Genomic DNA, 20,817 nt, shown 5'->3' with positions numbered 1-20,817 from the left:
TTTTAGAAGACACAAAGATAGGGTTGATGACATTTTAATTTTTGTCATCAACCCTATTTATTGTAGAACCAAACATTTTTAACACACCTCATTTGAGGTGTGTTTTTCATTTCTATTTATAATCTTTTTACGAACAAATGTTTGATTTTTGTGTTATACTTACAAAAGGTAAATACAACATTATTGAGGAGAGAAAGTTATATATGGCTCAAAAAAATATAATCGTAAAAGGCGCAAGAACACATAACTTAAAGAATCTCGATGTAGAAATTCCTAGAGATAAATTAGTGGTTATGACAGGTTTATCTGGTTCAGGAAAAAGCTCGTTAGCTTTTGATACCTTATATGCCGAAGGACAAAGACGATATGTAGAAAGTTTATCTGCATATGCTAGACAGTTTTTAGGACAAATGGATAAACCAGATGTAGATTCTATTGAAGGTTTGAGCCCCGCAATCTCAATTGACCAAAAAACAACCAGTCAAAATCCACGTTCTACTGTCGGAACAGCAACAGAAATTAACGACTACTTAAGACTTCTATATGCTCGAGTGGGGACACCTTATTGTCCAAATCACGATATTCCAATTGAACGACAAAGTCCAGAGCAAATGGTAGATCGAATCTTAGAATTACCAGACAGAACACGTATCCAAATATTATCACCTGCTGTGCGTGATAAACGTGGTCAGCACAAGAAATTATTGGAAAAAATAAGCAAGGATGGATACATTCGTGTGCGTGTTGATGGGGAAATCTATGATGTATCAGAAGTTCCCGAATTAGAAAAGAATAAAAAACATACGATTGAAGTGGTTGTTGACCGTATATCTATTAAAGATGGCGTGAGATCACGTTTATTTGATTCAGTTGAACAAGCACTTATTTTCTCTGAAGGGTACATGGTTATTGATGTCATCGGTGAAGAAGAAATGTACTTTAATGAACATTTTGCTTGTCCATTCTGTGATTTCTCCATCGATGAATTAGAACCTAGACTTTTTTCTTTCAACGCACCATTTGGTGCTTGTCCAAGTTGTGATGGTTTAGGCTCACGTTTAACAGTCGATGAAGAATTAATTATCCCAGATGATAGCTTAAGCATCGAAGAAGGTGTTTTTGCACCTTGGAATCCAATTAGTTCAAATTATTATCCATCAATGATCGATCAATTTTCAAAACAAAATAATATTCCAACGGATGTTCCATATAAAGATTTAACCAGTGAACAACAAGAAGTGTTAAAATACGGTTCTCCGGACGCAACTTTTTCGTTCACATTCAAAACAATGCGAGGCGAAACGAAGACGACAGAGAATACGTTTGAAGGTGTCTTTAATAATGTTCAAAGACGTTATAATGACACAAATTCTGACTACACTCGTGATGTTATGCGAGAATATATGCATGAATTAACGTGTCCAACGTGTAAAGGTACTCGCTTAAATGAAGAAGCCTTATCCGTTCGTGTATCAGACAAAAACATCGCCGAAGTAACAGCAATGTCTATTGGAGATGCTAAAAAGCACTTTGAAACAATTGATTTCTCAGTGACTGATACGATGATTGCAGACCCAATCATTAAGGAAATCGATGATCGATTGACTTTCTTAAATGAAGTGGGACTGGATTATTTAACCATGAGTCGTGTAGCGGGTTCACTCTCAGGTGGTGAGTCGCAGCGGATTCGTCTAGCGACACAAATTGGTTCGAACTTAAGTGGGGTATTATATATTCTTGATGAACCTTCGATTGGTTTACATCAGAGAGATAATGCTCGTTTAATTCAATCATTACAAAGAATGCGTGATTTAGGTAATACACTCGTTGTTGTTGAACATGATGAAGAAACAATGATGGCTGCAGATTACTTAATTGATATTGGGCCAGGTGCCGGTGAATTAGGCGGAGAAATCGTTTCTATTGGAACGCCTGAAGAAGTTCAAGCTGATGAGAATTCTCTAACAGGTAAATACCTATCTGGAAAAGAAAAAATTGAAGTGCCTAAAACTCGACGCAATGAAGATAAAGGTTGGGTAACAGTCAAAGGAGCAGAAGAAAATAATCTGCAAAATGTCGAAGCGTCTTTCCCAATCGGGCGATTTACATGTGTTACTGGAGTGTCTGGTTCAGGTAAAAGTAGTTTAGTGAACAGCATTTTAAAAATAGCTTTAGCAAAACGCTTAACAAGCACAAAAGAACGACCAGGTAAATTCGAATCAATAGAGGGCTTTGAAGGGCTTGAAAAAGTTATTGATATTGATCAAAGTCCAATTGGACGTACACCTAGAAGTAACCCCGCAACATATACTAGTGTATTCGATGACATTCGCGGGTTATTTGCTCAAACAAATGAAGCGAAGATACGTGGTTATGACAAAGGTCGCTTTAGTTTTAACGTTAAGGGTGGACGATGTGAAGCATGTAAAGGTGGCGGAATTAAGCAAATCGAGATGCATTTCCTTCCAGATGTGTATGTTCCGTGTGAAGTTTGTCATGGAACACGCTATAATTCAGAAACACTTGAAATCAAATATAAAGGTAAATCAATTTCAGATGTGTTAGATATGACGATTGATGAAGCTTTAGTATACTTTGATGCGATTCCGAAAATCAAACGCAAAATCCAAACCTTAGTCGATGTTGGTTTAGGTTACGTGCGTTTAGGACAATCAGCGACAACTTTATCTGGGGGTGAAGCACAAAGAATGAAGCTTGCTTCTGAACTACAACGTGTTTCAACAGGAGATACATTCTATATCTTAGATGAGCCAACAACTGGTTTACACGCGCATGATATTAAGAAATTGCTTACAGTATTGAATCGCTTAGTAGATGCAGGTAATACCGTCGTTGTGATTGAGCATAACTTAGATGTTATTAAGACAGCTGACTACATTATCGATATGGGTCCTGAAGGGGGGATCCGTGGTGGAGAAGTCATCGCTACCGGAACTCCTGAAGAAGTGGCTGAAGTTGAAGGTAGCTTTACAGGACAATATTTAAAATACGTCATGGATAAAGATAAATAATCGAAATGATTGAGGCGCTGAATAATGTCCTCATATCAAGAACCCAACCAAGAGGTGGCACTACCACTTGGTTGGACTTTTTTTATGCGGAGATTCGAACTTTCAGAAGGCTTCCATTTTTATGACTTTCTGAATTCACTTAATCTTCTTTGTACAAGTGACTAGCTGAATTCGCTTTGTTATACTATAAAAGATAAAACAAAATTGGAAGCGTTACACATATAAAAAGGAGCGGTAAGCTTTGAAACATTCAGAAATAATTATCATTGGCTCATCCTTTGCTGGAGTATCATCTGCCTTAACAGCTAGGCAATTATATCCCAATAAGCGAGTATTAATCATTGAAAAAGAAGGAAGCATCGGGCATATCCCCAGTAGTTTAAATCTGTTATTAAAAGAAGAATTCAAACATTTAAGTGACAAAACATTTGTTAATGAAGAACAATTAGAAGCTAGCGGAGTTGAATTATTATTAAACAATGAAGTTTTAGATATTGATTTGGCAAATAAATCACTCATAGTAGAGGACGAAAATACGCATGAAAGTTATCGCTATGACAAGCTGATTTTGGCGATGGGCTCAAGTCCAATTTCAGAACGTATTTCGGGGTCTAATCATCCGAAAGTGTTAACAACAAAAACATTAGAAGCGAGCAAGAAAGCCTTACAGCAGATTGAAGGATCAGACCGTATTCTGATTGCTGGTGGGGGACAAATTGGCCTTGAAGCAGCGGATGCTTTTAATCAAGTAGCAAAAAACGTGACCTTAGTTGAAGCTTCAGATCAACTGGCTTTCAAATATTTTGACTCGGATATGACTCAATTATTAGAGCAAAAGATACAAGAAAGTGGCGTCCATGTGATTAAGGGACATTATGTCGAAAGCATTCACTCACAAGATACAGAATTAAACGTCGTTTTATCACAAGATTTAGAATTACTGACGGACCATGTGATGTTAGCCGTGAATTTTCGTCCCAATTCAAAGTTAATTGAAGATCAAGTTCAATGCCATTTAGATAAAACAATCGAAGTGGATGAATATTTAGAGACGAGTGTCCCAGATGTGTTTGCGGTTGGGGATTTAATTCGAACGCCTTATTCTCACACAGAGACAGATTATTACTTGCCATTAGTAAACCATGCCTATATTAGTGGTAAAATTGCGGCGATGAATCTGTATCAAAAAACAACATCCGTACCCCAATCTTTACGAGTAACTGGAAGTAAATTATTCGGCTTATACATGGTCAGTGTAGGCTTAACAGAACAAGAAGCCGCTTTGTTTTATCCCATTGAAACGACAATACTTGAAAAAGAAACCACGAAAGAAAATCTATCTCAGATAACGGTTAAACTCATCACTAAGAAAGAATCAGGACAGTTGATTGGTGCGCAAGTTTATTCGCAAAGTGATATTTTGCCTCTGGCTGATTTACTTGCGATTTCGATTAATACACAAATGACCGATGAAGCACTTGCTATTCAAGATCGTCTTTTTTATAGTGGAGACTTTTCAATAAGTGAATGTCTTTACGCTTGTGCCTTAAAGAGTTATCAAAAGCGTCTGAGTGGGGTGATTTCAGATGGTGATTGAAGATTTATTTGAGAAACGAGAGCGTGGCCAATGGGTTTTATTATGTGCTTTAATTAACCATTCAACGGATTTAGAACTGAAAGAGGCAATGGCGCAAACGGCCTTGTCGAAAGTGACCTTATTAAAATACGTAGAAGATTTGAATGAATTAGCTGATTCACAAGATTTTCCATTAAGTATTCACTTCATCAATGACCGCCTAGAATTAAACTTGGGACCTCATGTTACAAAGCAAGATATCGTGCAACTATTCTTACCTTATTCTTTAAAATATCAGATTTTAGTCTATCTGTTTAAGGTCGAAGAGTATACGGTTCAAAAGTTGTCACAAGAATTACTCATTAGCGAAGCGACGTTTCATCGTCAATTAGTTTCTTTGAATGTCCTACTAGAAGAATTTTCTTTAGCCATTCGAAGTGGGCGTATTAGAGGCCCGGAACATCAGATTCGTTATTTTTACTTTCGATTATATGCTCTAGTCGAACCTAAAAAACGCTTAAGTAAATTAGCTCAATCAAAAGAAAGTCAACAAGTGATTCATTCATTTCAACAGATTTGGGGACAGGATACTTTTGCGGATAAAGAAGCAGAAATCGGTTTATGGCTCATGATAACGCGTCAAAGAATGGGTGTTAAATACAAAGATTTTAACGCTTTAAAAGCGTTGATGAAACCTTACTATTCACATCGTTTCTATCAACAAGTACGACAAAACACGCTAGTATTTTTAAGTCGTTATGCACTAGAAAGTGAAGAAGAAGAAGCCATGTGTCAGTTTATGTTCCTGACAACCATGTCCATTCTACCTGCCTTTGTCATGGAAAGAAGTTTAGGTTACGGCGGGCCGGTCAGTGAGGCAACAACAACAGGCTTACAATATATTCGCTCAACAGTCTCAAGCCAAGAAAATTTAAATGAACAAGGGATGTATTCGTTAAACCAAATTTTAGGGAGATTATACTTCTATAAAGGTGCCATTATTGAACGAAATTTTGAACAGGAGTTAGATTTTTCGCTCGTTAAACATGGAATGAATCTGGAAAATGCAGACTTAGCCATTCCCTTACTCGATGATGTCATCACTAATATCTATCACTACGATCAAAAAGAATTAGGTGATGCTTATCGGGAAGCCGAATGGACTTTAACGGAAGTGTTATCCTATGTAGTTTACCAGATGCCTCTGACAATAAGTATCGGGCTAGATCTCATTGGTGATGAGACTGAGAAGTTGCCGATCATATCAGTCATGCGTCAACGACTTGAGGTCAATCGGTTAGTAAGTGTGGAAATATACGACAAGAGAAGAAACTTTAATCTGATTGTCTCCAATGCTTACGACAGAGAGTATCCCGTTCCTTACTATTACCTCAAAGGCTTACCAAATCACTTTGATATGAGGCAATTAGAGAGTATCATTAATGGATTATTTAATGATGACAATTAATTTTTATTTGAAACACTGACTTTAATTGCTGAAGCCAGTGTTTCAATTTTTTGGACAGCGCTCTCAAGTTTTTAAATATTTCAAAAAAACGCGATAGTTACAAATTAACTTTAAGAGATACAATGTATTCACAAAGAAAGCGATTTCCAATTATAAATAAGAGTTGCTGACAGATTAATAGGGGGATTAAGATGGAAGAGAAGTATATTTTGTCGATAGATCAAGGGACGACGAGTTCACGAGCGCTGATCATTAATAAACAAGGTGGGAAAGTAGCAAGTTACCAAAAAGAGTTTACGCAAATTTTTCCTAAAGCAGGTTGGGTTGAACATAATGCCAATGAGATTTGGAATTCTGTACAATCCGTGATTGCCGGGGCATTTATTGAAAGCGGTATTAAACCGTCAGATATTAGTGCAATTGGAATTACGAATCAACGTGAAACGACGGTTATTTGGGATAAAAAGACTGGTTTACCAATTTACAACGCGATTGTTTGGCAATCTAGACAAACAGCAGATATCGCAGAACAATTAAAACAAGACGGCCATGCTGACATGATTCACCAAAAGACAGGTCTAATCGTTGATGCGTACTTCTCAGCAACAAAAATCCGTTGGATTCTAGATAACGTTGAAGGCGCTCAAGAACGCGCAGAAAGAGGCGAATTATTATTCGGAACAATTGATACGTGGTTAGTTTGGAAATTAACAGATGGAGAAACTCACGTAACTGATTACTCTAACGCTTCTAGAACAATGCTCTATAACATTAAAGATTTAGAGTGGGATGATGAGATTTTAGAGTTATTAAATATTCCTCGTAGCTTACTTCCTGAAGTAAAATCTAACTCAGAAGTTTATGGAACAACGAAACCGTTCCACTTCTATGGTGGAGAAGTGCCTATTAGTGGGATGGCTGGAGACCAACAAGCAGCTTTATTTGGTCAATTAGCTTTTGAACCAGGCATGGTTAAAAACACTTATGGAACAGGTTCATTCATCATTATGAATACGGGTGAAGACTTTGAATTATCTAAGAATAATTTATTAACAACGATTGGTTATGGAATTAACGGTAAAATCTATTACGCTCTTGAAGGGTCAATCTTTATTGCCGGAAGTGCTATTCAATGGCTACGTGATGGGATGCGTATGTTTAGTGATTCAGCTGATTCTGAAGATCTAGCAAGAAACTCACACAACAATGATGAAGTATATGTTGTTCCAGCCTTTACAGGACTAGGAGCTCCTTACTGGGATTCAGATGCGACAGGATCTGTCTTTGGATTAACGCGTGGAACAACTAAGGAAGACTTTGTTAAAGCAACACTACAGTCCATCGCATATCAAGTGAGAGACGTAATCGACACTATGCAATTAGATACAGGGATTAAAATTCCTTTATTAAAAGTGGATGGTGGCGCGGCGATGAACAATTACTTAATGCAATTCCAATCAGACATTATCGGAACAGAAATTGCGCGTGCTAAAAACTTAGAAACAACCGCCTTAGGTGCTGCATTCTTAGCTGGTTTAGCCGTAGGATACTGGGAAGATTTAGATGAGATTAAGAAATTAAACGAAACAGCCGAAACATTTACACCATCAATGAATAATGCACGTAAAGAGCAATTATACAAAGGCTGGAAAAAAGCAGTTCATGCGACACGTGTCTTTGCGCAAGATGAAGTTGAAATGGAAGAAGGAGAGGAATAAGCATGAGATTTTCTAAAGATACACGCCAAAGAGCGATTGAGAAATTACAAGACCGTACACTTGATTTATTAATTATTGGTGGAGGGATTACCGGAGCTGGAGTGGCGATTCAAGCAGCAGCCAGCGGTTTAGAAACAGGTCTAATTGAGATGCAAGATTTCGCTGAAGGAACAAGTAGTCGTTCAACGAAACTCGTTCACGGTGGGATTCGTTATCTGAAACAATTCGATGTTGAAGTTGTATCAGATACTGTGCAAGAACGTGCAGTTGTACAACAAATTGCTCCTCACATACCTAAAGCAGATCCAATGTTATTACCGGTTTATGATGAGCCAAATGCGACATTTAATATGTTCCGTCTGAAGGTAGCGATGGATTTATATGATCTATTAGCAGGTGTTAGCAATTCACCATTAGCAAATAAAACTTTAACGAAAGAAGAAGTGCTTGAACGTGAACCTCAAATTAAAGCCGAAGGCTTAGTTGGTGGTGGGCAATACTTAGATTACAACAATAATGATGCGCGATTAGTGATTGAGAACATCAAACGCGCCAATCAAGACGGTGCACTTGTTGCCAGTCGTGTGAAAGCTGAGTCGTTTTTATTCAATGATGAAGGACAAATTAACGGTGTGGTTGCTAAAGATATGTTATCAGGCGAAACATTTAAAATTAAAGCACGCACGGTAATTAACACAAGTGGGCCATGGAGTGATTTAGTACGTAATTTAAATAAAGAAGATGATCAAATCCAACAAATGCGTCCAACAAAAGGAGTTCATTTAGTTGTAGATAATAGCAAGATTAAAGTACCTCAACCAACATACTTTGATACTGGCTTAGGTGATGGGCGTATGGTCTTTGTCATTCCAAGAGAAAATAAAACATACTTTGGAACGACCGATACAGATTACACAGGTGATTTAGCTCATCCAACAGTGACTCAAGAAGATGTTGATTATTTATTAGGCATTGTGAATAATCGTTTCCCAGAAGCGAATATTTCGATTCATGATGTTGAGAGTAGCTGGGCAGGATTACGTCCGTTAATTTCAGGGAATAAAGCATCCGATTATAATGGAGGGAATAATGGTTCAATCTCAGATGAGAGTTTTGAGCATTTAATTTCAACTGTCGGATCTTACTTAAATAAAGAAACAACGCGTGAAGATGTTGAAGAAGCCATCGGACAAATTGAAACAAGTACGTCTGAGAAAGCTAACGACCCTTCAGCGGTATCCCGTGGAAGTTCTTTAGATATTGATGATAACGGCTTAATCACACTAGCTGGAGGGAAAATTACGGATTACCGTAAGATGGCTGAAGGAGCAATGAAAGCAATTATTGAGATTCTTTCTACACAATACCAAAAGCAATTTACTTTAGTTAATTCAAAAACGTATCCAGTATCAGGTGGAGAATTAAATCCAGCGAATGTCGATTCAGAATTAGAAACATTTGCTCAATTAGGTGTTAAACGTGGTTTAGACAAAGCAGATGCAAGCTATATCGCCAGAGTCTTTGGATCAAATGCACCGCGTGTATTCAACTTAGTTACAACCCTTGAAGCAGCTGAAGGCTTAAGTTTACGCGATACACTGGTATTGCATTATACAATGAGAGAAGAGATGGCTTTAACTCCTGTAGATTATTTCTTAAGAAGAACAAATCACTTACTATTCATGCGTGAAACTCTGGATGATTTAACACTTCCAATTACGAATGAAATGGCAAGATACTTTGAATGGTCTGAAGAAGAAAAACAAGCACACTTAGATGAGTTAGCTGCTGTATTAGCTGAAAGTGATTTAAAAGAATTAAAAGAAAACGCCAAATAATAAAAATTTAATATGTAAAAGGGGAAACAGATGGGAACAGAGCTAGTTGGAGAATTTATTGGAACGTTAATCTTAGTCTTATTAGGAGACGGGATTGTTGCTGGGAACTTACTTAAAGGAACAAAAAGCAATGGTGCGGGTTGGTTATCAATTACGATTGGTTGGGGGATTGCAGTAACATTAGGAGCTTTAGCTTCAGGTTATATGAGTCCTGCGCATTTAAATCCAGCGGTAACGATCGCTTTCGCTATTGAAGGAAGTACACCTTGGAGTTCAGTCATACCTTATACAATCGCACAAATGCTTGGTGCATTTTTAGGAGCTGTCTTAGTCTGGGTACAATACAAACCACATTTTGATGTGACTGAAGATTCATCAGCCATCTTAGGAACGTTTGCTACAGGACCAGAAATTTACAATACAGTTTCAAACTTTATTGGTGAATTATTAGGGACATTTGTATTAATGTTTGGTATCTTAAGCTTTTCTAAATACGATATCGCACCAGGTTTATCAACAATTTGTGTTGGTATCTTAATTATCGGAATTGGTTTATCATTGGGAGGAACAACGGGTTACGCAATTAATCCTGCACGTGACTTAGGTCCACGTATTGCTCACGCGATCTTACCAATTAAACAAAAGAGAGACTCTGACTGGGGTTACTCTTGGATACCAGTATTGGCGCCGATTGTTGGAGCAGCATTAGCAGCACTTGTATTTGGCATCATTAACTAAATATATTTACTAAAGCTAGCGGGAAATCCGTTAGCTTTTTTATTTTATTCAAAATATGGGTCTATAGTCCAATGAATTTATATCCATTTGCTTGCATAATATAGATAGAACGAAAGTAAAAGATATGTCCGTTAACAAATTTGGATATACTTTAACTTACAACTAAGTAAAGATAGGGCTCTGGACCTATGAAGTCCTTGACAATCGATGACATAATAATAAGTGTAGAGAAGCAAATAGATAAAAATCATTGGAGGTAAAATGATATGAATGAAAAAGAGCGTATAATTGAACTAGTAAAACAAAATGTTATTTCCATGGAAGAAGCACTTGATTTATTAGAAGCTGCATCAAATAATGATACTTTATCAGAATCAACGAACACAACAGATGAAGAAACGACTCAAACAACTCAAGCAACAGATGACACTGAGAAAGAAACAGAAGCAAGTATTAATCAAACCTTTGAAGAGGTCTTTAATCAAGGAAAAGACTTTGCTAAATATATGGGTGACTACTTTAAACAAAACGCTGAGAAAAAGGCTGACTTTGAAGAATGGTCTGAGTTTGAAGAAACTGAAGATACTGAGAAAGTTAAGAATAATCAAGCACGTTTAGCAGAAATTAATACTGAAATTCAAGCATTGAACGATAAGATAGCTAAAGAGAATGAAAAATTAGTAATCAGCAAACAACGCATACGCGAGATTGAGATATTTGAAGAATTAGATGATTTAACCCCTGAAATGATTGAACAAAAAGCAAATACTATTGAAAAAAGAGATCACATTCAAGCTGAATTAGATATTTTACAAAGTGAATTGACTGAATTACAAAATGAAAAAGAAGCCTTAGGCTGGAGTAAAGAATCTAACAAGCAAGATTTCAAAGAATTCTTCAATAACCGTTCAGAGAAATTTGCTGAAGCAGCAACACATTTTGGAAAAGAAGCATCCCGTGAAGGAAAAAAATGGGGTTCATTCTTCACAGAGCAATCTAAATCATTTTTAGAGAACTTCAACTTAAAAGATGTTAATGTCTCTTTCCAAGTACCATGGATTAAGACAAGTTCACAAGATTATGAATTTACGTATCCCGTTGAAGGAGTAAGTCGCTTTGAGATTGAATTATATAATGGTTCCGTTGAAGTAGTGAGCCATGATGGTGACGATATTGTCGTTGATGCAGAAGTACGATTCCATGGTAGCCATGAAGAAACGTCTAAAGAGCACTTTGAAGAAGTAAATACGATCGGTATCATTGATAACCGCTTTGTATTGAAAGTGACATCACCGAAATTCTCAGTTGACGGTACAATCAAAGTGCCTCAAGGAGATGTTGATTGCTTCCAAATTCAATTACTGAACGGCGAAGTCGATTTAGATGGTTTAACTAGTAAAGAAATTGTAGTTAAAGACAAAAATGGAGATGTGACCTTAAATAAAGTCACAGCCAAAGAAGTCTCATTAGATTTATTAAACGGTGATATTGATATTCAAAACTCACCGATTGATACACTAGTGATGAATGACTTAAATGGGGATGTTCGAGTGAATGGTTACATCCGAAACTTATCAGCAGACACTTTAAACAGTGATTTCTATCTAACGAAAAAAGATACGAATGATGCGAATGTTAAAATCAAGACAGTGAGTGGAGATGTTAAGTTATCCTTGCCAAGTCAAATGAATTTAACCATTGATAGTAAGACTACACATGGTGAAGTGAAAAACCGCTTATCAAATCTTGAAAGTATTGACGAGCATCCAACTAAACAAAAAGCACATTACCACCGAATTGTATCAGGTGAAACAGATAATGCAGTGGTTAACATCACAACAACTTCTGGCGATATATTTTTAAAAGATAGTAAAAAAGAGTTATAATAAACATAACAAGACATTAAAAATTATGGAGGGATATAAAATGTCAAATCAAAGCAAAAAATTATTTAAGTCATCAACAGATAAACATATTATGGGTGTCTGTGGGGGATTAGCTGAATATTTCAACATTGACCCAACAATTGTTCGAGTAATCTTCTTTATCTTACTTGTGGCAGGGTCATCAGGTTTTTGGTTATATATTCTTTTAGGGCTACTTTTACCTTATGACTATCAAGTTAAAGGTGGTCAAAGTAGAAAATCGAATCCATTCGGTTCAGATAGACCTTCTGCGAATAATAAACCTAAAGATGTAACACCCGAAGATAATGATAATTGGGATGACTTCTAATTAAACGAAACTAAATAAATTGAACTAAGTCTACACTTGCTTGTATTAAGCAGGTGTAGATTTTTTTACTATATAAGTTATGATTTAATATTTGGTTCGTGATTGTTGGGCAGTTGTGTGATAACATTTAGAAGTAAATAAGATCATTCACAGGAGGAATATACGTCATGACTAATGCAGTAACTGTACAAGAGTTAGTAGACACGTTAGATATCAATTTAATATATGGTGAAGAGTATAAAACAAACAAAATTTATTCAAGTGAAGTTTCAAGACCTGGGCTTGTTTTAACAGGTTACAAAGAATATTATCCACATGAACGTATCCAATTAATTGGACGCACTGAGATGTCGTTTTTAAGTGAAAAGACATCCGAAGAAAGATCAAATATCTTCTCATTAATGTGTACGGATGAGACGCCAGCGATTGTCGTATCACGTGAGATTGATATACCTGAAGAATTAATCCCAGTTGCGGACTCTTTAGGTATTCCTATCTTATCAGCTAGATCCAAAACAAGTCGGGTGTTAGCAAATATTACGAATTATCTCGAGAGAAAACTCGCTGAAAGACTTTCAAAGCATGGTGTCTTTGTGGAAGTCTTTGGTATGGGGGTATTGTTAGTTGGATCCAGTGGTGTTGGTAAGTCTGAGACTGGTTTAGAGCTGATTCAACGAGGGCATCGACTTATTGCGGATGACCGTGTAGAGCTGTATCAAATTGATGAATTGACTTTAAACGGTGAAGCCCCAGAAATCCTACAAAACATGATTGAAATTCGTGGCTTAGGTATTATTGATGTTATGAGCTTGTACGGTGTATCTGCGATTCGTCGTAGTAAACGATTAGAGCTCATTATCAACTTAGTATTGGATGACGGAAACACACAATATGACCGACTTGGTTATGATAAAGAGTATGAGCAAATATTCGAAGTTCACGTGCCTTCGATTCGTATACCAGTTAAAACTGGGCGAAACCTAGCTGCGATTGTTGAATCTGCGGCAATGAATTTCCGTGCGGCTCAAATGGGTTATGATGCGAAAGTAACGTTTAATAGTAAATTACGCGATTTAATTCAAAAGAACCGTGGGGAACAATAGAATGGGATTGAATTTTTTAGTGATTGATCCGATTGCCTTTGAATTATTTGGCTGGCCGGTCCGTTGGTATGGGATTATTATTGGCCTTGCTATCTTAGTCGGCTACATATTATTTACGCGTGAAGCAAGCCGTAAGGGCATTGATTCAGATACATCGTTTGACTTGCTCTTTTGGACAGTGATCTTTGGTTTAGTGGGAGCTAGAATCTACTATGTCCTATTCTCTTCAAACTCTTATCTGTCCGATCCTTTAAGTATATTCCGAGTTTGGGAAGGTGGAATGGCCATCTACGGTGGTGTTATCGGTGGTGCGATAACAATTTATGTACTGTGTCAAAGATACAAACTCAGTGTCATTAATGTCTTTGATATTGCGATACCCGCACTTTTTGCTGGTCAACTGATTGGGCGCTGGGGTAACTTTATGAACCAAGAGGCCCACGGGGGGCCGGTATCGAAAGCCTTTCTAGAAAACCTCGCCCTGCCTAATTTTATTATTGAACAAATGAATATTAATGGGACCTACTATCACCCAACGTTCTTATATGAGTCTTTATGGAATTTAGTCGGTTTAATTGTTTTACTCCTACTAAGACCACGGAAAGATTTCTTCAAACGCGGTGAACTCGTCGCATTCTATATGATTTGGTATGGTATTGGACGCTTTTGGATTGAAGGTCTAAGAACGGATAGTTTATATATCGGTCCATTAAGAGTTTCTCAAATATTATCGCTTATTCTAGTAGTTATTGGTATTAGTCTTGTACTTTGGATTCGTCTAAAAGGAAAAGGCCGCGTGCCTTACTACACAGATGACCGTTCAACGGTTGTTAGAAATGAGGGAGAATAATGAAGATTGCTGTTATTGGTTCAGGATCATGGGGAACGGCTTTAGCCAAAGTATTAAGTGAGAACAAACATGACACAGTTCTTTGGGGTAGAAAGCAAACGATTATCGATGAGATAAATCAAACACATACAAATGAAAAGTATTTACCCAATGTATCTTTACCGAAAAAAATTAAAGCAACGACGTCTTTATCTGAGGCTGTCTCTAAGGCAGCGATGATTATATTAGTTGTCCCAACCAATGCCATGAGACAAATGGCACAAGAATTAAATCCATTACTTGAAGATCAAGCGCAAGCACCAGTGATTGTGCATGCTTCGAAAGGTTTGGAAATGAATACGCAACTAAGAATCAGCGAAGTATTAACAGAAGTATTAAATAAAGATAATTATCAAGATATCGTTGTCTTATCAGGACCAAGTCATGCTGAAGAAGTTGCTCGCCAGGATGTGACAACTTTAACAGCTGCCAGTGAAAATCTAGAAGTTGCCCAAGTAGTTCAACAAGCGTTTATGAATCGTTACTTCAGAGTGTATACCAATACGGATGTTATTGGCGTTGAATTAGGCGGCGCTTTAAAGAATATTATTGCCGTTGGCGCAGGAATTATATCTGGTTTAGGTTATGGTGATAATGCAAAAGCAGCCTTGATTACTAGAGGTTTAGCTGAAATATCAAGACTTGGTACTGCTCGAGGAGCAGATCCATTAACCTTTATTGGCTTAAGTGGGGTAGGAGATTTAATTGTAACTTGTACAAGCCCACATTCCCGTAACTTCCAAGCTGGAACCTTGATTGCTAAAGGCTATTCGAGAGCAGAAGTGAGCGAGAAGATGTTCATGGTAGTTGAAGGGATACTAACTGTAAAAGTCGCCTATGAATTAGCAAAAGAATATGGAATTGACATGCCGATTACGGAAATGCTTTATTTGGCTCTATACACAGATAAGAAAATATCTGTTGAAGATGCGATTGAATCATTGATGTTACGTGAAGGTAAACAAGAAGAGTCGCTTGACAAATAAGATATAATAAATAGTATTAAGCAAATAGATTGATTAAGAACAATCAAAGCTCTATGATATACAATACTAAACAGACGAACCTAGGAGGTTAGTGCGAGTGGTAGAAATAACAAAAGAACGTGTTGAAGCAGATGTAATTATAATCGGAGCAGGCCCAGGTGGAATGACCGCTGCCTTATATGCATCACGTGCAAATTTAAAAACAATTATGATTGAAAAAGGTGCACCTGGTGGAGAATTAATTAATACGGCGGATGTCGAAAACTATCCAGGCTATACTAAAATTGGTGGACCTGAATTAGCGGGGAAATTCTTTGATAGTGCGATGGAGTTTGGTGCAGAGCACTTATACGGTGATGTGACTCATATTGAAGTGTCAGGAACAACGAAATATGTTCATACCGCTGACAAAATTTATATCGCACCCGCGGTTGTTATTGCAACAGGTGCCCATCACCGTGAGTTAGGTGTTCCAGGTGAAGACCGTTTAAGCGGTTCAGGTGTGTCATACTGTGCAGTATGTGATGGTTTCTTTTTCCGTGACCGTAACTTAGTTGTTGTTGGTGGTGGAGACTCAGCTGTCGAAGAAGGTAATTACTTAACGCAGTTCGCTGATAAAGTAACAATCATTCACCGCCGTGATCAATTAAGAGCACAACAAATTCTTCAAGACCGTGCCTTTAATAACCCTAAAGTTGACTTTATTTGGGATAGTGTCGTTGAAGAGATTAATGGTGAAAATGGCGTTAATTCAGTTACAATTCGTAATGTAAAAACGAACAAAGTAGAAGACTTTGAAACTAATGGTGTCTTTGTCTACATTGGTCTAATACCAAACTCATATATTGTTGAGAATTTAGGTGTCACAGATGAAGAAGGCTGGATCATTACCAATGAGCGCATGGAAACAACTGTTCCAGGTTTATTTGCAGTTGGAGATATCCGTCAAAAACACCTACGCCAAATTGTTACAGCTGCCGGAGACGGAAGTATTGCTGGACAAGGCGCATTTGACTATGTTCAAAGCTTGAAAGATCCAGTTAACCAAGTAAACTAAATTATAAAGCATGACCAACGGATTAGACTAACCTCTAATTTAGTTGGTCAATTTTTATGTAAATTTTATCGAATATTTACTAAGAAAAGTGATAAAGATAATAAAAGATGTCGCGGATTAAAGTGATATATTGACTAAAAACGATAAATAAAATAAGGGAACTGTGAAAAGGCTTTAACTCAGGACAGATTAACCTTTGTTGTATTATAAAATGATGTTATAATAAAAATAACATTAGAAAAGGTGGGATAATTATGTCTTGGGAAGAAATATATCAACTATGGAAAAATCATGAGTCACTTGATACACATTTAAGCGAAGAGCTGAATCAATTATCACGCGAAGAAAGCGAAGATGCCTTCGGAGCGAACTTAAGTTTTGGTACTGCAGGGATGCGTGGAGTATTAGGACCAGGTACAAATCGCATGAATATCTATACTGTTCGCCAAGCGACAGAAGGCTTAGCGAAGTTAATCGAAGACGCCGGGGAAGATGCTAAAAAACGCGGGGTAGCGATTGCTTACGATTCACGTCATTTCTCACCTGAATTTGCTATGGAAGCAGCGATGGTGTTAGGAAAGCATGACATCAAGAGTTACGTATATGAAAGTTTAAGACCAACACCTGTCCTTTCATTTGCAGTGCGTCATTTAAATACATATGCTGGTATTATGATTACTGCGAGCCATAATCCAGCCGAATACAATGGATACAAAGTTTACGGCGAAGATGGTGGGCAAATGCCACCAGAAGCAGCGGATAAATTAACAGAATATGTTCGCGCAATTGATAATCCACTTGAAGTAGCTGTCGGAGATAAGACAGACTTGCTAGGATCAGGAACCATTGAAATTATCGGTGAACGCGTAGATAATGTTTACTTAGAAGAGATGAAGGCTGTCACAGTTGATTTAGACTTAGTGCAATCAATGAAAGATGAAGTCAATATCGTCTTCACACCATTACACGGAACAGGTTTAATGATTGGTCTAAAAGCATTAGAGCAAATCGGCTTTGATAATATTCAAGTTGTTAAATCACAAGCAGATTCTGATGGAGACTTCCCAACAGTTAAGTCACCTAACCCAGAGTCCGCAGATGCTTTCGTTCAAGCAGAAGAGTTAGGTCGTTCAGTTGATGCGGATATCTTATTAGCAACTGACCCGGATGCTGACCGTTTAGGCGCAATGATTCGTGTTGCCGACGGTTCATATCAACTACTTTCAGGGAACCAAATTGCATCTATCATGTTAGATTACATTCTGAATGCCCGCCGCGAAAAAGGGGAATTACCTGACAATGGCGTTGCAGTAAAATCAATCGTATCAACTGATTTAGCCGATGCGATTATTGAAAGCTATGGTTTAGAAATGGTTGAAGTATTAACTGGATTTAAATTTATTGCTGAGAAAATCAAAGAATATGAAGAAACAAATGAACATACATTCTTAATGGGATTCGAAGAAAGTTATGGCTACTTAGTACAACCATTTGTGCGTGATAAAGATGCCATTCAAGCCTTAGTTATTCTAGCTGAGTTAACGGCTTTCCATAAAAAAGCTGGTCGTACATTAGGTGACGCATTAGAAGCTATCTATGACAAACATGGCTACTTTGTTGAAAAGACCATTTCAGTTTCATTCCCAGGCTTATCTGGAAAAGAGAAGATGGCAAGTATTATGAGCCAAGTACGTAAAAATACACCGTCTCAATTAGGTGGTTTATCTATCGAAAAAGCAGCAGATTATTTAGAAGGAACATTGCAATATGCTGACGGTAAATCAGCGGGCTTAGACTATCCTTCATCAGACGCATTAAAATATACGTTAGAAGACGGTAGCTGGGTTGCATTCAGACCAAGTGGTACAGAACCTAAGATTAAATTATACTTAGGTGTACGCGGTGATAATCGTGAGACAGTTGATCAAAAAGCAGAAGCGATTGAAGCAGATATGCGTAAATTAACTGAGTAACAATTGAATTAGTATAAATAAGAGTATCCAAATGATGATTAATCTGAGTATTGGCTTCAATCTGTGCATATCTTTCGATTAGAATGATGCGGTGAATGGAGTTTGTATTCGATTAATTATCGTTTGGATTTTTATTTAAAGAAATAAAATGAATTGCTTTTACTAGACGATTACTGATAATATAAGTAAGCAAATTTAGACGAATAGAATATTCAAACGATAATCATAATAAAATCAATATGATTGTGATATAATATATTTAAATCAAGGGAAAGAGGCGAGATGCATGTCTGATACATTAGAATTAGTAATAATTACCGGAATGAGTGGGGCGGGAAAAACTGTCGCAGTCCAAAGTTTTGAAGACTTAGGTTATTATTGCATCGACAACATGCCACCAAATTTACTTCCTACATTTTGGGAATTAATGAAAGAATCAGGGAAAATTACACGAATTGCGCTTGTGATTGACTTACGAACACGCGAATTCTTTAGTGAATTAGAGAATGTTATTGGCAAGATGGATAACACTCAATTCATTACAACGCGCATTGTCTTCTTAGAAGCCGATGACCAAGCCTTAGTATCTAGATATAAAGAAACACGCAGAAAGCATCCTTTGGCAACACAAGAAAGAACCATTACAGGAATTCAAAAAGAACGTGAGATGTTAAGTGACATTCGAGCGCGTTCACAAATGATTGTTAACACAACAGATTTATCACCAAGACAATTAAGAGAGAAGATTATCGAAGTCTTTGCTTCCGATACATATCAACCTTTCCACATTGAAATGGTTTCATTTGGCTTTAAATTTGGTGTGCCCATTGATGCAGATATTGTGATGGATGTGCGTTTTCTACCGAACCCACATTATGTTGACGAACTAAGACCTAAAACGGGTCTTGATACAGAAGTGTATGACTACGTCATGAAGCAACCGGAGACAGAAGAATTTTATTCACGATTTATGAATTTAATTAAATACTGTTTACCTGGTTATAAAAAAGAAGGTAAATCAAGCGTGACAATCGCTATCGGATGTACGGGTGGTAAACACCGTTCAGTTGCCTTAGCTAAGAGAATGGGTCAAGAATTAGAAAATGATCATTACGTGGTGAATGTCTCACACCGCGATAAATTAAAAAACAAGGAATCGGTTAATCGATCATGAGCGAAAAAGCCAATCCACGCTATAAAGTGGCGGTTATCGGGGGAGGGACTGGCCTTCCGGTAATACTTCGAGGGTTAAAACATTTGAATGCAAGTATTTCTGCTATAGTTACTGTTGCTGATGACGGTGGAAGTAGTGGAGTGATTAGAGACTATATTAATGTGGTACCTCCCGGAGATATTCGAAATTGTATGAGTGCCTTATCGGCACGCGAACCAGAGTTTATTGATTTATTTCAATATCGCTTTGAATCCACGGATGATTTTCTAGCTGGTCACGCGATCGGGAACTTGTTGATTGCTGCCTTAAAAGAAATGCATGGTTCAATGCAAGATGCTATCGACATGTTATCAAAATGGATGCATATTCAGGGACAGATATTACCAGCAGCTCAAGAGCCACTAGTACTGAATGCTTTATTTGAAGATGGAACCATTGCAGTTGGAGAGTCAAGCATTGCTTCTCACCGCAAGAAGATAAAAGAAGTATTAGTCACAACAACTGAAGGAGAAGAAGCCTTAGAAGCTTCGCCCCGTGTGGTTGATGCCATCATGGATGCGGATATGATTATCCTAGGTCCAGGAAGTCTTTACACAAGTATCTTGCCAAACTTAATGATTAAAGAGATTGGTGAAGCCATTGTCAAGACAAATGCTGAAGTTGTCTACATCTGTAACATTATGACTCAATTTGGTGAGACTGAGAACTTTACCGATGCGGATCATGTAGAAGTTCTCCATCAGCATTTGAATAATAAATTTATTGATACAGTTCTAGTGAATACAACGGAAGTCCCTGAAGATTATATTAGAACACAACCAAACGAAGAATATTTATTACAAGTTAAACATGATTTTGAAGGCATTCGTAAAGAAGACTGTCGAGTCATCTCTAGCGAATTCTTAAGTATGAAACATGGTGGGGCATATCATGATACAGAGAAAGTTGTCGAAGAATTAGGCTACTTGTTAAATTCTTTAAAATTATCCCCCCGAAAAGTAGAAAAGACACAATAGTAATAAAGATAGAG

Annotated in this window: 15 protein-coding genes; all 15 read left to right on the top strand. The window is 37.3% G+C overall.

What is annotated here, in order from left to right:
- Positions 1-203 precede the first annotated feature (203 nt).
- Entirely contained in the window at positions 204-3,032 is a 2,829-nt protein-coding gene (gene uvrA / locus ACFO5Y_RS04295; RefSeq protein ID WP_197103715.1) for an excinuclease ABC subunit UvrA, read from the top strand.
- Between the two features lie 241 nt (positions 3,033-3,273).
- Positions 3,274-4,629, top strand: a complete 1,356-nt coding sequence (locus tag ACFO5Y_RS04290) for an FAD-dependent oxidoreductase (protein ID WP_197103713.1) — start codon at positions 3,274-3,276, stop codon at positions 4,627-4,629.
- Positions 4,619-6,076 (top strand): helix-turn-helix domain-containing protein, encoded by a 1,458-nt coding sequence (locus ACFO5Y_RS04285; protein ID WP_197103711.1) that lies wholly within the window; start codon positions 4,619-4,621, stop codon positions 6,074-6,076. The genes ACFO5Y_RS04290 and ACFO5Y_RS04285 overlap by 11 nt, the downstream gene beginning before the upstream one ends.
- Before the next feature lie 191 nt (positions 6,077-6,267).
- A complete protein-coding gene (glpK, locus tag ACFO5Y_RS04280; protein WP_197103709.1) occupies positions 6,268-7,794 on the top strand; it encodes a glycerol kinase GlpK in 1,527 nt (508 codons plus the stop codon).
- A gap of 2 nt (positions 7,795-7,796) precedes the next feature.
- Positions 7,797-9,632 carry a type 1 glycerol-3-phosphate oxidase gene (gene glpO, locus ACFO5Y_RS04275; protein WP_197103707.1) on the top strand — a complete coding sequence of 612 codons (1,836 nt, stop codon included), beginning with the start codon at positions 7,797-7,799 and terminating at the stop codon, positions 9,630-9,632.
- A gap of 30 nt (positions 9,633-9,662) precedes the next feature.
- Positions 9,663-10,370, top strand: a complete 708-nt coding sequence (locus ACFO5Y_RS04270) for an MIP/aquaporin family protein (protein WP_138404445.1) — start codon at positions 9,663-9,665, stop codon at positions 10,368-10,370.
- A 266-nt stretch (positions 10,371-10,636) separates the two neighbouring features.
- The gene (locus tag ACFO5Y_RS04265; protein WP_197103705.1) at positions 10,637-12,256 is read left to right on the top strand and encodes a DUF4097 family beta strand repeat-containing protein; all 1,620 of its coding nucleotides are present in this window, start codon (positions 10,637-10,639) and stop codon (positions 12,254-12,256) included.
- Between the two features lie 40 nt (positions 12,257-12,296).
- Positions 12,297-12,605 carry a PspC domain-containing protein gene (locus ACFO5Y_RS04260; RefSeq protein ID WP_197103703.1) on the top strand — a complete coding sequence of 103 codons (309 nt, stop codon included), beginning with the start codon at positions 12,297-12,299 and terminating at the stop codon, positions 12,603-12,605.
- 167 nt (positions 12,606-12,772) lie between these two features.
- Positions 12,773-13,708, top strand: coding sequence for an HPr(Ser) kinase/phosphatase (hprK, locus tag ACFO5Y_RS04255; protein WP_197103702.1), 936 nt, complete (start codon positions 12,773-12,775; stop codon positions 13,706-13,708).
- Between the two features lies 1 nt (position 13,709).
- A complete protein-coding gene (lgt, locus tag ACFO5Y_RS04250; RefSeq protein WP_197103700.1) occupies positions 13,710-14,558 on the top strand; it encodes a prolipoprotein diacylglyceryl transferase in 849 nt (282 codons plus the stop codon).
- Positions 14,558-15,583 carry an NAD(P)H-dependent glycerol-3-phosphate dehydrogenase gene (locus tag ACFO5Y_RS04245; protein WP_231606812.1) on the top strand — a complete coding sequence of 342 codons (1,026 nt, stop codon included), beginning with the start codon at positions 14,558-14,560 and terminating at the stop codon, positions 15,581-15,583. Before lgt ends, ACFO5Y_RS04245 begins: the two co-directional genes overlap by 1 nt.
- A gap of 106 nt (positions 15,584-15,689) precedes the next feature.
- Complete coding sequence (gene trxB / locus ACFO5Y_RS04240; RefSeq protein WP_197103729.1) at positions 15,690-16,640, top strand: thioredoxin-disulfide reductase; 951 nt, start codon at positions 15,690-15,692, stop codon at positions 16,638-16,640.
- 254 nt (positions 16,641-16,894) lie between these two features.
- On the top strand, positions 16,895-18,613 hold the full coding sequence (locus ACFO5Y_RS04235) for a phospho-sugar mutase (protein ID WP_197103698.1): 1,719 nt from the start codon (positions 16,895-16,897) through the stop codon (positions 18,611-18,613).
- A gap of 286 nt (positions 18,614-18,899) precedes the next feature.
- Positions 18,900-19,787, top strand: coding sequence for an RNase adapter RapZ (gene rapZ / locus ACFO5Y_RS04230; protein ID WP_138404437.1), 888 nt, complete (start codon positions 18,900-18,902; stop codon positions 19,785-19,787).
- On the top strand, positions 19,784-20,803 hold the full coding sequence (locus ACFO5Y_RS04225) for a gluconeogenesis factor YvcK family protein (protein ID WP_197103696.1): 1,020 nt from the start codon (positions 19,784-19,786) through the stop codon (positions 20,801-20,803). Before rapZ ends, ACFO5Y_RS04225 begins: the two co-directional genes overlap by 4 nt.
- Positions 20,804-20,817 lie beyond the last annotated feature (14 nt).

It is taken from the genome of Ruoffia tabacinasalis (genome assembly GCF_042652985.1).
In the GTDB taxonomy this organism is placed as follows: Bacteria; Bacillota; Bacilli; order Lactobacillales; family Aerococcaceae; genus Ruoffia; species Ruoffia tabacinasalis.
This window is presented reverse-complemented; position numbering and strand designations above follow the sequence as displayed.

Coding starts and splice junctions, on each gene's coding strand:
- uvrA (WP_197103715.1), top strand. CDS start 204: ATGGCTCAAAAAAATATAATCGTAAAAGGCGCAAGAACACATAACTTA.
- ACFO5Y_RS04285 (WP_197103711.1), top strand. CDS start 4,619: ATGGTGATTGAAGATTTATTTGAGAAACGAGAGCGTGGCCAATGGGTT.
- glpK (WP_197103709.1), top strand. CDS start 6,268: ATGGAAGAGAAGTATATTTTGTCGATAGATCAAGGGACGACGAGTTCA.
- glpO (WP_197103707.1), top strand. CDS start 7,797: ATGAGATTTTCTAAAGATACACGCCAAAGAGCGATTGAGAAATTACAA.
- ACFO5Y_RS04270 (WP_138404445.1), top strand. CDS start 9,663: ATGGGAACAGAGCTAGTTGGAGAATTTATTGGAACGTTAATCTTAGTC.
- ACFO5Y_RS04265 (WP_197103705.1), top strand. CDS start 10,637: ATGAATGAAAAAGAGCGTATAATTGAACTAGTAAAACAAAATGTTATT.
- ACFO5Y_RS04260 (WP_197103703.1), top strand. CDS start 12,297: ATGTCAAATCAAAGCAAAAAATTATTTAAGTCATCAACAGATAAACAT.
- hprK (WP_197103702.1), top strand. CDS start 12,773: ATGACTAATGCAGTAACTGTACAAGAGTTAGTAGACACGTTAGATATC.
- lgt (WP_197103700.1), top strand. CDS start 13,710: ATGGGATTGAATTTTTTAGTGATTGATCCGATTGCCTTTGAATTATTT.
- ACFO5Y_RS04245 (WP_231606812.1), top strand. CDS start 14,558: ATGAAGATTGCTGTTATTGGTTCAGGATCATGGGGAACGGCTTTAGCC.
- ACFO5Y_RS04235 (WP_197103698.1), top strand. CDS start 16,895: ATGTCTTGGGAAGAAATATATCAACTATGGAAAAATCATGAGTCACTT.
- rapZ (WP_138404437.1), top strand. CDS start 18,900: ATGTCTGATACATTAGAATTAGTAATAATTACCGGAATGAGTGGGGCG.
- ACFO5Y_RS04225 (WP_197103696.1), top strand. CDS start 19,784: ATGAGCGAAAAAGCCAATCCACGCTATAAAGTGGCGGTTATCGGGGGA.